This is a genomic window from Marinobacter iranensis (assembly GCF_029207565.1).
GTDB lineage: Bacteria > Pseudomonadota > Gammaproteobacteria > Pseudomonadales > Oleiphilaceae > Marinobacter > Marinobacter iranensis.
The window spans coordinates 655,895-669,224 of record NZ_JANCMW010000001.1; the positions used below are offsets into that span (position 1 = coordinate 655,895).

The 13,330-nt window shown below is 56.5% G+C and carries 12 protein-coding genes; 10 read left to right on the plus strand and 2 right to left on the minus strand.

Going from position 1 to position 13,330, the window contains the following annotated elements; genetic code table 11:
* Positions 1–117 precede the first annotated feature (117 nt).
* From NLU14_RS03055 to NLU14_RS03100, 10 genes are all read left to right on the plus strand, one after another.
* Complete coding sequence (locus NLU14_RS03055; protein ID WP_275704680.1) at positions 118–1,212, plus strand: ABC transporter ATP-binding protein; 1,095 nt, start codon at positions 118–120, stop codon at positions 1,210–1,212.
* Complete coding sequence (locus tag NLU14_RS03060; RefSeq protein ID WP_275704681.1) at positions 1,212–2,315, plus strand: ABC transporter ATP-binding protein; 1,104 nt, start codon at positions 1,212–1,214, stop codon at positions 2,313–2,315. Before NLU14_RS03055 ends, NLU14_RS03060 begins: the two co-directional genes overlap by 1 nt.
* A complete protein-coding gene (locus NLU14_RS03065) occupies positions 2,312–3,178 on the plus strand; it encodes a carbohydrate ABC transporter permease (protein ID WP_275704682.1) in 867 nt (288 codons plus the stop codon). The genes NLU14_RS03060 and NLU14_RS03065 overlap by 4 nt, the downstream gene beginning before the upstream one ends.
* A 10-nt stretch (positions 3,179–3,188) precedes the next feature.
* A complete protein-coding gene (locus tag NLU14_RS03070) occupies positions 3,189–3,995 on the plus strand; it encodes a carbohydrate ABC transporter permease (RefSeq protein WP_275704683.1) in 807 nt (268 codons plus the stop codon).
* Between the two features lie 11 nt (positions 3,996–4,006).
* The gene (locus NLU14_RS03075) at positions 4,007–4,282 is read left to right on the plus strand and encodes a DUF2160 domain-containing protein (protein ID WP_275704684.1); all 276 of its coding nucleotides are present in this window, start codon (positions 4,007–4,009) and stop codon (positions 4,280–4,282) included.
* Between the two features lie 239 nt (positions 4,283–4,521).
* A complete protein-coding gene (locus NLU14_RS03080; RefSeq protein ID WP_275704686.1) occupies positions 4,522–6,270 on the plus strand; it encodes an ABC transporter substrate-binding protein in 1,749 nt (582 codons plus the stop codon).
* Positions 6,271–6,527: 257 nt separating this feature from the next.
* Positions 6,528–8,534, plus strand: a complete 2,007-nt coding sequence (locus tag NLU14_RS03085) for a methyl-accepting chemotaxis protein (RefSeq protein WP_275704687.1) — start codon at positions 6,528–6,530, stop codon at positions 8,532–8,534.
* Between the two features lie 173 nt (positions 8,535–8,707).
* Positions 8,708–10,009 (plus strand): phosphopyruvate hydratase, encoded by a 1,302-nt coding sequence (eno, locus tag NLU14_RS03090; protein WP_275704688.1) that lies wholly within the window; start codon positions 8,708–8,710, stop codon positions 10,007–10,009.
* A gap of 33 nt (positions 10,010–10,042) precedes the next feature.
* Positions 10,043–10,840: a triose-phosphate isomerase gene (gene tpiA, locus NLU14_RS03095; RefSeq protein ID WP_275704689.1), complete on the plus strand. Its 798-nt coding sequence runs from the start codon at positions 10,043–10,045 to the stop codon at positions 10,838–10,840.
* Between the two features lie 21 nt (positions 10,841–10,861).
* Positions 10,862–10,999, plus strand: coding sequence for a hypothetical protein (locus NLU14_RS03100; protein ID WP_275704690.1), 138 nt, complete (start codon positions 10,862–10,864; stop codon positions 10,997–10,999).
* Positions 11,000–11,025: 26 nt separating this feature from the next.
* On the opposite strand, the gene NLU14_RS03105 is transcribed toward NLU14_RS03100, so the two are convergent.
* Positions 11,026–12,276, minus strand: coding sequence for an ABC transporter substrate-binding protein (locus tag NLU14_RS03105; RefSeq protein WP_275704691.1), 1,251 nt, complete (start codon positions 12,274–12,276; stop codon positions 11,026–11,028).
* A gap of 166 nt (positions 12,277–12,442) precedes the next feature.
* Entirely contained in the window at positions 12,443–13,330 is an 888-nt protein-coding gene (locus NLU14_RS03110; protein ID WP_275704692.1) for an aldo/keto reductase, read from the minus strand.

Here is a 13,330-nt window from a genome sequence, read left to right on the forward strand (position 1 = left end):
CCTGGTTTTTACCTATATTGGTATGCGCATTGCCTTTCAGTATTCGAAATCGAATTTTCGCCGGTTACCTGCGAGTGCCGGTGAATAACGTGTCACAAGAACAACAAAGGAAAGCCTATGTCCTTAACACTGGAGAACCTCTCCCGTGTCGTGGATGGAGTCGACTACATCCGGGATGCGAATATCACGTTTGAGGCGGGTTCGTTCAACGTACTGCTCGGGCGCACACTAGCCGGTAAAACCTCAATGATGCGGCTGATGGCCGGGCTGGACAAGCCTGACGAAGGCCGCCTCATCTACAATGGCAATGATGTGACCGGGCAAAGCGTTCAGCAACGCAATGTCTCGATGATCTATCAGCAGTTCATCAATTACCCCAATCTCACGGTGTATGAAAACATCGCTTCTCCCTTGCGTCTGGCAAAGATGAAGGAGAGCGAGATTGATCGGCGGGTAAAAGAAACCGCGAACATGTTGCGGATTGACCCGCTGCTGAAACGCTATCCGCTGGAACTGTCCGGTGGTCAGCAACAGCGCACGGCGATGGCCCGGGCACTGGTCAAGGATGCCACCCTGATCCTGTTCGACGAACCTCTGGTGAACCTCGACTACAAACTGCGCGAAGAGTTGCGTGCTGAGCTGCGGGATCTGTTCCGTGAGCGCCAGTGCATCGCTGTGTACGCAACCACTGAAGCCAACGAGGCGTTGGCGTTGGGCGGTGTCACGACACTGCTTGATCGGGGGCGCATCGTTCAGTCGGGCCCGGTGATGGAGGTTTATCGTAATCCGGTAAACACGCTGGCGGCGCAGCTGTTCAGCGAACCACCGATGAATATGATCAAAGGGCGTGTGACCGACACCGAAGTCACTTTCGATGAGTACTCACACCATGCGTTGACCCACGAGTTGGCGGAACTCGAGCCCGGTGATTACTGGTTTGGGATCCGGCCGAGTCACATCGGGCTTGTGCCCAACAACGAGGACGATCTTGAGATGTCCATGGAGGTCGAGCTCAGCGAAATCAGTGGCTCGGAAACCTTCATGCACGTGCGTAACCGATATTTCGAGATGGTGATGCAATTGATGGGGGTGCACCAGTATCACACGGGGTCGCCCATCAAGATCTACCTGCCTATTAACAAGCTGTTTGTCTTCGATAATAACGAGAAACTGGTGCACACCCCGGCACAGGTAACAGGAGGGTCGGTCTAATGGCTGAAATTCACTTGAAGTCCCTGGCTCATAGTTACAGTGACACCCCGGCCGGGCCCGATGACTACGCCATCCGTCACCTGGATCACGTCTGGGAGAAGGGCGGTGCCTATGCCTTGCTTGGACCTTCCGGCTGCGGCAAGAGCACGATGCTGAACATTATTTCGGGGCTGCTCCAGCCGTCCGAGGGCGATGTGCTGTTCGATGGCAAGCGGGTTAATGAGTTGTCCCCGCGGGACAGGAACATTGCCCAGGTTTTTCAGTTCCCCGTTATCTATGACTCGATGACGGTGTTCCAGAACCTGGCATTCCCCCTCAAGAATACCGGTGTGCCTTCGTCCCAGATCAAGGCCAAGGTGCATGAAATCGCCGGGATTCTGGAAATTGAGGAAGAGCTGCATAAAAAGGCCAAGAATCTTACTGCGGACCAGAAGCAGAAAGTCTCCATGGGGCGTGGCCTGGTCCGGGGGGATGTGTCCGCCATCCTGTTCGATGAGCCACTGACTGTGATCGACCCTCAGCTCAAGTGGAAACTGCGCCGCAAGCTCAAACAGATCCACGAGCAGTTCGATATCACCATGGTGTATGTCACCCACGATCAGTTGGAAGCGTCCACCTTCGCCGACAAGATCGCGGTAATGTACGGCGGCCAGATCGTTCAGTTCGGAACACCAACGGAGCTCTTTGAGCAGCCAAACCATACGTTCGTGGGGTATTTCATTGGCAGCCCCGGCATGAACCTGATTGAGGTGCAGCGATGCCCCCGGGGCGTCTGCTTCGGCAGCACGGTGGTACCGATGGATGCCCGGCAGGTTGAGACCCTGCAGCGCCTGCAATCCAACAACCTCAAGATTGGTATCCGCCCGGAGTTTATCCAGGCGTCGGACATCGCGGCGGATGACACGTTTGAAGCTGAGGTGATGGATGTTGAGGACCTGGGTACCTATAAGATCATGACGGTGAAGCTGGACTTCGAAACGTTGAAAGTCCGTCTTACCGAGGATCAGCATTTTGAGGTTGGCAGCCATGTTCAGCTCAGTTTCCCGGAGAAGTGGCTGAAGCTGTACGTGGACGAGTTTCTGGTAGAGGAGAAGGACCAATGAACAAGGTTCCCAATAATCGTGCCTGGTGGCTCGTACTGCCAGTATTCATTCTTGTTGCGTTCTCGGCGCTGATACCGCTGATGACGGTTGTGAACTATTCGGTCCAGGACATATTCGGTCCGGGGAATGCCTATTACGTGGGCACCGAGTGGTTTAGGGAAGTGCTCGCTGATGAGCGACTGAGAGAATCACTGCTCAGGCAATTCCTTTTTTCCGGCGCGGTGCTGGCCATCCAGATTCCGCTGGGCATTGGTGTCGCGCTGATGATGCCAAAATCCGGCATCAAGGCCTCTCTCTGCCTGATCCTGCTAGCCGTTCCCCTGCTGATTCCCTGGAACGTGGTGGGCACCATCTGGCAGATCTTCGGTCGTGGTGATATCGGCCTGTTTGGCTGGGGGCTGAATGCACTCGGCGTTGATTATAACTACACCGGTAACACGGTGGATGCCTGGCTGACCGTGTTGTTGATGGATGTGTGGCACTGGACGCCACTGGTTGCCCTGTTGTGCTACTCCGGGTTGAGGGCGATTCCCGAAGCCTTCTATCAGGCCGCCGAAATTGACCGTGCCTCCAAGTGGGCCGTGTTCCGGTACATCCAGTTGCCGCGCCTGAAAAGCGTGCTGGTGATTGCCGTGCTGCTGCGATTCATGGACAGTTTCATGATCTACACGGAGCCCTTTGTTCTCACCGGTGGTGGGCCTGGCAGCTCAACAACCTTTCTGAGCCAGACACTCACAACCATGGCGATTGGCCAGTTTGATATAGGCCGTGCGGCAGCATTCTCGCTGATCTACTTCCTGATCGTGCTGCTGGTGTCCTGGTTGTTCTTTACCGCCATAACTCACCTCGACAAAGAAAAATAAGGAGAGAGTGATGAACTACTCACGTTCCAAGGGCATCGGGATGACACTGTTTATCGTGCTCCTGCTGACCCCGATCTACTGGCTTCTGAACATGTCGTTCAAGACCAACCAGGAAATTCTTGGCGGTCTGACTCTGTGGCCGCAGGAATTTACCCTGGCCAACTACGCCGTCATATTTTCGGACTCCAGTTGGTACTCGGGTTACATCAACTCGATGATTTATGTGTCCATGAACATGACCATCACGTTGCTGGTGGCGTTGCCGGCCGCCTATGCGTTCAGCCGCTACAAGTTCGTTGGTGACAAACACTTGTTCTTCTGGTTGTTGAGTAACCGCATGGCGCCGCCCGCGGTCTTCCTGCTGCCGTTCTTCCAGCTCTACTCTTCGGTGGGGCTGTTCGATACCCACATTGCGGTAGCGCTGGCGCACTGTTTGTTCAACGTGCCACTGGCGGTCTGGATACTGGAAGGTTTCATGTCCGGTGTGCCGCGCGAGTACGACGAGATGGCCTATATTGATGGTTACAGTTTCCCGAAGTTCTTCGTCAAGATCTTCCTGCCGATGATCCGCTCGGGGATTGGTGTCGCCGCGTTCTTTGCCTTCATGTTCTCGTGGGTGGAGCTGCTGCTGGCAAGGACACTGACCTCCGTGGATGCGCAGCCCATCGCGGCTATCATGACCCGAACGGTCGGGGCCAGTGGTATCGACTGGGGCGTGCTGGCAGCTGCGGGCGTGCTCACCATTATTCCTGGTGTGTTGGTGGTCTGGTTTGTCCGTAACCACATCGCCAAAGGCTTCGCACTGGGCCGGGTATAAGGAGGATTATCATGATTGCGTGGATGAACTGGACACCGAGTGTTGCTATTTTCTTTGCAGTGATTGCCGGCATACTGGCGTTTATGACCGTTTACGAAGTTGTTTCGCCCTGCACGGAACGAAAGGGATTTCTGCCCATTTCGACGACCCGGGGAGACCGACTTTTTATTGGACTGTTGTCTGCAGCGTATATTCACCTCGCATTCCTGGCGGTCAGCGATATCACCCTCTGGGTGGCACTGGCGGTCTCGGTGGTCTGGCTTTTGGTGCTGTTGCGCTGGGGGTGATGAGGCCGATGCTGGATTTTCGTTTGCCAGGGATGGCCGAAAAAAATCTTGTGATTTATCGCTTAAAACGGTTGTAAAAATTTCTATAACGAACTATTTTCTTCTTAATGATCGGAATCGAACATATCGGTTCGGCTCCGGTTTCAGGAATAGCGGTCAAAACGCTATACAGGGAAAACCGGAACGCAGAGAAGTTGTCGCGTTTCGAACAAACCAAAACAAGACGAACGAGGTTGGATATGTTCAACAACAATAAATATCCGAAAACCCTCCTGCTGAGTGCCGCGATCGGCTCGGTGGGTTTGGGGCTCAGCTTTCAGGCCAGTGCAGATCAGTATTCTGATGCCGCCCAGAAGTGGATTGACGAGGCATTCAAGAATTCTACCCTGAGCAAAGAAGAGCAGATGAAAGAGATGGAGTGGTTCATCAAGGCCGCCGAGCAGTTCCGGGGTATGGACATAAACGTTGTCTCAGAAACCATCGCCACCCATGAATATGAATCCAAGGTGCTGGCTGAAGCATTCAGCGAAATTACCGGCATCAATCTCACACACACACTGATCCAGGAAGGCGATGTTATCGAGAAGCTGCAGACACAGATGCAGTCCGGTCGAAACATCTACGACGGCTGGGTCAACGACTCGGACCTGATCGGTACCCATTTCCGCTACGGTAAAGTCATGCCCGTTGAGGACATCATGAACGGTGAAGGCAAGGATCTGACCCTGCCGACGCTTGATCTAGATGATTTTATCGGACTCGATTTCACCACCGGCCCGGATGGCAAGCTTTACCAGTTGCCGGACCAGCAATTCGCCAACTTGTACTGGTTCCGCGCTGACTGGTTTGAGCGTGAAGACCTGAAAAAGCAGTTCAAGGATATCTATGGCTACGAATTGGGTGTGCCTGTTAACTGGTCCGCTTACGAGGACATTGCCGAATTCTTCTCCGTACACGTGAAGGAAATTGACGGAAAGCGGGTCTATGGCCACATGGATTATGGCAAGAAAGACCCTTCACTGGGCTGGCGCTTCACGGACGCCTGGTTCTCCATGGCAGGTGCTGGCGACAAAGGCTTGCCGAACGGTTTGCCGGTAGACGAGTGGGGCATCCGTGTTGACGAATGTCATCCGGTCGGTGCCAGCGTCAGCCGCGGTGGTGCCACTAACGGGCCCGCGGCTGTTTATGCAACCACCAAATACGTTGACTGGTTGGAAAAGTACGCTCCGCCCGAAGCGCAGGGTATGACCTTCTCTGAAGCCGGTCCGGTACCTGCTCAGGGCAACATTGCCCAGCAAATCTTCTGGTACACCGCGTTTACCGCCAGCATGATCGAGGATGGCCTGCCGGTCGTCAACGAAGACGGTACTCCGAAGTGGCGCATGGCTCCCTCTCCCCGTGGACCCTACTGGGAAGAAGGCATGAAACTGGGTTATCAGGACGTGGGTTCCTGGACCTTCATGAAGTCCACCCCGAAAGAGCGTCGTCTGGCTGCCTGGTTGTATGCCCAGTTTACGGTTTCCAAGACCGTATCCCTGGAAAAAACCATCGCTGGTCTGACACCCATCCGCGAGTCTGACATCAACTCGGATGCCATGACCGAAATGGCGCCCAAGCTTGGCGGCCTTGTTGAGTTCTACCGCAGCCCGGCCCGCGTTCAGTGGTCGCCGACTGGTACCAACGTACCGGATTATCCGAAGCTGGCTCAGCTCTGGTGGCAGTACATCGCCCAGGCTGCAAGTGGCGAAGCAACACCACAGAAAGCACTGGATGGTCTGGCGGAAGCCCAGGATCGCATCATGGAGCGTCTTGAGCGCGCCAGTGTCCAGGAAACCTGTGGTCCGAAGCTGAACGAACCGCGCGATCCGCAGTACTGGCTTGATCAGCCGGGTGCTCCCAAGCCGAAGCTGGACAACGAAAAGCCGCAAGGCAAAACCGTCCGCTACGAAGAGTTGCTGAAAACCTGGGAAGAAGCTCGCGAGAGTTAATTTCCGGCGCAACCTAACAGTAGTGATTTACCTGCAGTGCCCTGCTGCTGTCCCGAGTCTCCCGGGGCAGCGGCAGACCTAACACCGTCAGGTCGGTGGGTCTTGGCCGGTTGCTTTCATACCCCCCCTTATAGCATCTCAGGTGTTCCCCGTACGTTGCGGGTAAACCCTGCCGGCCCTTTTTTCCCGCTTTCTGTACCTGCGCTGTCCTTGAAAAGCCCTGAACACTCGGGCCTGCAGTAGGGAGCCTATAGGGCATGAAAAACATTTCAGTCATCCATCGTCTTTACCTGGGCTTCGGTCTGCTTTGCCTGATCATCGCGGGCTGGGGCCTTTTCAACGGCAACATGATGGCGTCCATTTCCGATGGCACATCAGAGGTAAAGGAAAGGATTTTCCCGTTCCAGCGCTCGGTCCAGGCCGTCGAGGCAACCACCGGCAGCAGTGGTATGGCTGTAATCTCTCTTGCCAGAGTGAGAGACAACCAGGAGCTGGAAACCCGCTACGGAAGGCTGAACGAGAGAATGGCCGGTCTTGAGGAACAGGTCGGATTACTGGCATCCGATGCTGGCAAGATTCGTCTGTTGACGGGGTTTGAAGCGCCTGCACAACAATACCGTCAGGCACTTGGCACGCTCCGGCAACAAGCGGCCACGCTTCAGAATCATCAGGCAGAGGTCATCAGGGTGTCGGAATCGGTGAACCGGGATCTGTCTGACTTTCTCGCCAGGGCATCCGAAATGAAGCAACTGCTGCTTCGTGAGGCGTCAGCACCCGCGGGGTCCGATATCTACCTGAAGGACCTGCTGATGACCCTGATGGGGAACCTGTCGAATATCGAATTGCTGATCATGCAACTGGTCAGCACAGACGATGCTGAGCAGTTAAAAGCGGTGGTGGAAAATCTTCGTTTTAACACCGTGACCGTAGAGCAGGACATCGAAGCCATTATTGAAGAGATTGCATCGTTGGAGGATCTTGCGCCGATTGCGCAGGCGTTCTTCGAGTCGGTCAATAGTGAGACGGGTATTGTCAGCCAGTATTACGACTACCGCAGCAACCTGCTGGCGGTAAACCGGGCGGTTGCGGACATTGAAGGTGGCCTTGATAACCTCAACCGTCATATTGACGACATGGTCACCGCTGCAGGAGAGGCCGCCGTTCAGGCTGTGGACAACCTGGATTCCACCGCACGCTTCTCCGAACAATTAGTGTATTACCTGGTGCCGTCGATCCTGTTCATCGCAGTGGTGATATCCGTATGGCTGGGGCGCCTGATCAGTATTCCGTTGCGGGCAACGGTGAACCATCTCTCGGCCATGGCCGGTGGTGACTACAGCCGTGAGCTGACATTCCGTGCCAACGGCGAGTTCATCGAGTTGAGAGACTCGGCCAACCAGCTTGCCGCCGCGATGAGGGAAGTGTTGGGCAGCCTACAAAAAGCCGGTGGTGAAATTACCAGTGTGGCCGCGTCCAACGCGGATTTCTCCCACGACCTCAGCCAGCGAATTCGCGGGCAGGCGGAGGATCTTGACTCGATTGCGACCGCCATGACGGAAATGGAGGCCTCCTGCCACCATGTGGCCGAGGCGGTACGGGATACCCACCAACTGGTGGAGTCTGTTAACAGCCACGTGGATGAGAGCAAGGCCACCGCGCGGGCCAATATGGACTGCGTCAACGAACTGGAGGAACAGATCCAGCAGACCTCCGGCAAGCTCAAACAGCTTGAGAGTGCCTCCCACGACATCGGTCGGATCACCGAATCCATTGACGAAATTGCCAACCAGACCAACCTTCTGGCCCTCAACGCCGCCATAGAGTCAGCCCGGGCGGGCGAGTTCGGCCGTGGCTTCGCGGTGGTGGCCGATGAAGTGCGACAACTTGCCCAGAAAACCACCAACAGCACGGACACCATTCGGGGGCTTGTCACTCGTCTTCAGAGTGAAGCGGCGGACGCCGTGAGCTCCATGGAGGACAGCTTCCAGCGCCTTGAGTCGGTGAAGTCACTGATCACCGACGCCTCCAAAGGCGTCGAAACCATACGGGAAGCGGTGGACCAGATCCGCAACAGTGCGGAGCATGTTCGTTCAGGCATGGACGAACAGGAAGACGTGAGCCGTTCGGTTTCGCGCAATGTCACCGAGATCAGCGGTTCTTCCTCAGAGAACCTGGCGCAGATAGAGCAATTGGTGACCACCAGCGATCAGCTTAAGCGATCAATGGGCGACATCGAGGCACTGATCGGGCGGTTTCGTGTGTAGTTCACGCTAACCGGAACTCATATCCGGCTTTTCCATATAACAAAATCATATTGGGTTTTGTTCTTTTTCGCTTGTTAATGTTCGTAAACGAATATTACAATCGTATTTACTGTTCGATTATGCACGCAGTCGGTGCGTAAACAAAAACAACACGACCAGGCAGGTTAATGATTATGGAACGTATTCAATCCGTGTTCGCCCGGGAAATTCTGGATTCCCGTGGTTTTCCCACAGTGGAGGTGGATGTCGAGCTGGGAAACGGAGTGGTCGGACAGGGTCGCGCGCCCTCGGGAGCCTCCACCGGTTCCAGGGAAGCTCTGGAGAAGAGGGATGGCGACCCGGACCGATACAACGGCAAGGGTGTATTGGGTGCGGTGGAAGCGGTAAACCGTCATATTGCCCCGGCCATTGAAAACCGGGTGGTGTTTGACCAGTTGGTGATTGATCGTTTGATGCGTCACCTGGACGGCACGGATAACAAGTCCGGCTTTGGTGCCAATGGCATTCTCGCGGTATCTCTGGCGGTTGCCAATGCTGCCGCTAATTTCCGTCAGCAGCCGTTGTATCGTTATCTGGCAGAGCTTTATGGATGCTCCGGCCCCTGTGTATTGCCGGTGCCCATGATGAACATCATCAATGGCGGTGCCCATGCCGACAATACAGTGGATCTGCAGGAGTTCATGATCCAGCCGGTTGGGGCGCCCAGCTACAGCGAAGCGCTTCGGATGGGGGTGGAAACCTTCCACGCGCTGAAAGCCCTGCTGCGGAAGAAGGGCCTCTCAACAACCATCGGCGACGAAGGCGGGTTTGCACCCAATCTGCGATCGAGCGAAGAGGCGCTGGACCTCATCCTGGAAGCCGTGGTAAAGGCAGGCTACCGCCCGGGCACAGATATCGTACTGGCTCTGGACTGCGCGGCCTCCGAATTCTATCGCGATGGCCGGTATGAACTGTCAGGTGCCGGAGAGAGTTTTGACTCGGCAGGTTTTGCCGAGTACCTGCTGTCACTGGCCATGCAATATCCCATCGCATCGATCGAGGACGGCATGGATGAGGACGACTGGGATGGCTGGAAGCTGCTGACCGAAAAGCTGGGCGAACGGGTACAACTGGTGGGGGACGACCTCTTTGTGACCAATACCTCCCTGATTTCCGAGGGTATACGGCGCGAAATCGCCAATTCCGTGCTGATCAAGTTCAACCAGATTGGCACGCTTTCCGAGACCTTTGAAGCCATTGGAGTAGCGCAGGACGCCGGCTATACGGCGGTTATATCCCACCGCAGCGGTGAGACCGAGGATACCTTCATCGCAGACCTTGCCGTCGCGACCAGGGCCGGCCAGATCAAGACCGGGTCACTCTGCCGCTCTGACCGGGTGGCCAAGTACAACCGGCTGTTGCGTATTGAACAGGATCTCGGTGCCCATGCCTTTTATCCCGGTGTTGGTGCGATTCGTTGTGCCCTGGACACATGAAACGTCACCGCGAGGAGTTACAGGAGACAAATCATGAGAAAGCCGATACTGATTGCGAACTGGAAAATGAACGGCAGCCTGCATTCCAACCAGGCGCTGCTGGTGCGGATGCTGTCAAAGCTTCGGCCATTCCGTAAAACCATGGATATGGCCATCTGCCCACCTTTTCCCTACCTGTTCCAGGTGCGTGACCTGCTGGGTTACACCGGTATCGCCCTGGGCGCGCAGAATACCAGCCGGGCATCATCCGGCGCCCATACCGGCGAGGTGAGCGCAACCATGCTCCAGGAAATGGGCTGCCGTTATGTCCTGGTGGGGCATTCGGAACGCCGGGCCCTTTACCATGAATCCGACAGGGATGTGGCCGCCCGATTCCGGCTGGTGTGCTCTGCCAATATGGCCCCGGTTCTGTGCGTGGGTGAGACCCTGGAAGAGCGGGAGCAGGGCCAGACAATGGCGGTGATTGAGCGCCAGTTACGGGCCGTTATCGGCGAAACCGGGATGGCCGGTCTGGTAGGCAGCATCATTGCCTATGAGCCGGTCTGGGCCATTGGCACCGGCAGGACGGCAACCCCGGAGCGGGTCTCTGAAACCCACCGGGCTATTCGTCAGTTCCTGGAAAGCTGCCAGGCAGGTGTCGGGGAATCGATACGCATTGTTTATGGGGGAAGCGTGAAGGCGGGCAATGCCGCCGACCTGTTCCAGTCTCCGGAGGTTGACGGTGGGCTGATTGGCGGGGCGTCACTGCAGGCAGATGAGTTTTCGGCCATTGGCGCCGCGTTGGCAAACACGGTCACAGAGGCAGACAGCGAGTGCGACACACTGGATTAAATGGAGGAATCGCTTTTGGATATGGCAACACGCATGCGTGACTTTTTCCCGGTCGTCGGGGATATTCCGGATAAATTCCGGCCGGGAAACGGGCTGAGGCTTGACCATTATCTGGTGGCTGGCCAGACACCGTTAGAAGCCGGCACTCAGGATTCCTGACCACCGACTACATCCTGTGATATCCGCTATAGGGTAAGTGGCTGGCCTGCCTCTTTGCGGCGGGCCTCCCATTCCTCGCGGGTTTGGGCGGCCTCATCGCCGGGCATGGAATCGATGATCTCGAAATAGTCGGCTGAGTACTCGTCTTCCATGATCTGGTTTCGGGGTTTTATCCGAACCACATAGACCGTCTGGATATTCTGGTGGTCGAACGCCCGCCAGTACTGCTCATCTTTCAGGAAGGTATAACGGTGGCCCTCGAGCTCGCGGATAATCTGGCGAGTATCTGTTGTGCCGGCGCGTTCCACGGCATTCTTGTATTGGTAAACAATACTGTAGGCCGATGCCGCCGCGGTGGAGGGGCGCATCTCATAGCGGCTCGAGAAGGCTTCCACGAACTCTTTGCCTCGGGCGTAGTCGTATTGGTAGGGAACGCTCCACACCCAGGGCGATCCGCCCACGATGCCTTCCATAATGGTGGGGCCCACCTGGCGGGCCATGCCCAGTGTCAGGTTGGGAACCACAACCTGCATCTTTTTCGTCAATCCCATTTCATAGGCCACGTTCAGCGCACGCACCATATCGTCGCCGAACAGCACCATCATCAGGACTTTGGCGCCACTTTGCTCCGCCTGTTCCAGCGCGTGCCGGAAATCCGTGATCAGCGCTCGGGGGAAGGGGGTTTTTACGCCCTGGTGGGCCTCGGTGTCATTGGTGTTGGTGAACTTGCGGACCGACTTCTCTACGGACCAGCCCCAGGTGTAGTCCGCAGTGATGTAGAAGTATTCGTCGCCGGAATGCTGGGTTTTGAGATACTGGCTCAGAACCTTTGCCGTCATCCAGGCATTGTACGGCTCGCGGAACATATGGCTGTGGCCGGCGGCGCCGGTGGTGGCATTGGAGTAGGTCAGGGTGCCGAAGTAGATACGGTTACGATCCCTTGCCGCGCGGCCGGAGGCGATCGCAACCGCACTGGAGACGCCACCAAACAGCATTTGCACACCTTCGCGGTCGATCAGTTCGGCGGTGTTTTTGGCACCCTTTTTAGGGTCACCGGATGTGTTCCGTATTACCAGTTCCACTTCACGCCCCATGATGCCGCCTGCCTTGTTGATTTCATCAACCGCCAGGAATGCGCCCAGGCGTTGTTGCAGACCCTGGTCCTTGTAACGGCCGGTCTGGGGGTAGTTGAGCCCGATCTTCAGGGCTTCCGCCGCAACGGGAGTCGCCACGAGCAGGGTCAGTAAGAAAGAGAGAAGCAGCTTCTTGCAAAGCATTGGCACAGGCCTCCGTGGTCGCGCCGGGCCGGGAATGCGGGCCCTGATATTGTTTTTGTGAATCAGGACCAGTGTCGCGGTTGTTCGCAAAAGCAACAATCGTACTTAGGTGGAAGTCGTGTAACGATTTGTCAGGTTTTGACGGCTGTCGAGAATCTAGTGTGACTCAGGCGACGGCGCTTTTGCGAACAGATTCCAGGAGGCGGAACCAGAGTGGTCGGGGGATCAGGCTCTGCGCTCCCTGCAGGGCAGAGTGGATCCGTTCGGGGTTCATGGAGCCAAGCACCGGCACAGGTGTGCAGGGAATCTGCCGTAACCAGGCGATCGCGAGACCGGTCTCATCAAGGCCGGTTTCTTCACGGGCCTGATCCAGCACATCCGCGGGAATGCGGTCAGCCAGTCTGCCACCGCCCAATGGTGACCATGCCAGCCAGCGCACTCCGTCCGTAAGGTGGGCTTCAAGAGTGCCATCAAACAGCGCGTCCGTGTGGGCGAGCGACAACTGGCTTTGATTGCACACCAGCGGCAGCTCTGTGTTCCGGGCCAGCCAGCGCCATTGCTCGGGCAGAAAGTTGGATACCCCAATCTGGCGGATCTTGCCTGCCGATACCGCCGCTTCCAGTACCCGCGCCACATCCCCGGCGTGCATAAGCGGGTCAGGCCTGTGGATCAGGAAGGTATCAATCTGCTCCATCGCCAGTGAAGCAAGGGCCTTGTTGATGGCGCTTTCGAGGTATTCCGCTTCGGCCCGGTAATGTTTTACCTGCCAGCGGGAACGGTCCTGGCTGGCGGGCACAATACCTGTCTTGGTAACAACGCGGATTTTGGCGGCCAGCCCGGGGCTGGCCCGAAGCGCCGCACCGAACAGCCGTTCACACTCGCCGCCGCCATAGATATCGGCGTGGTCGAACACCGTCAGCCCCTCGTCCAGCCGCGCCGAAATCCAGTCGGCGAGCCGCGCCGGTTGCGTGAGCCGGGGATGGTCATGGAGCCGCATCATCCCCAGGATCAGGGGTGTTTCCGGTGTGAATTCTGCTGTTCGAGTGGTTTGCAC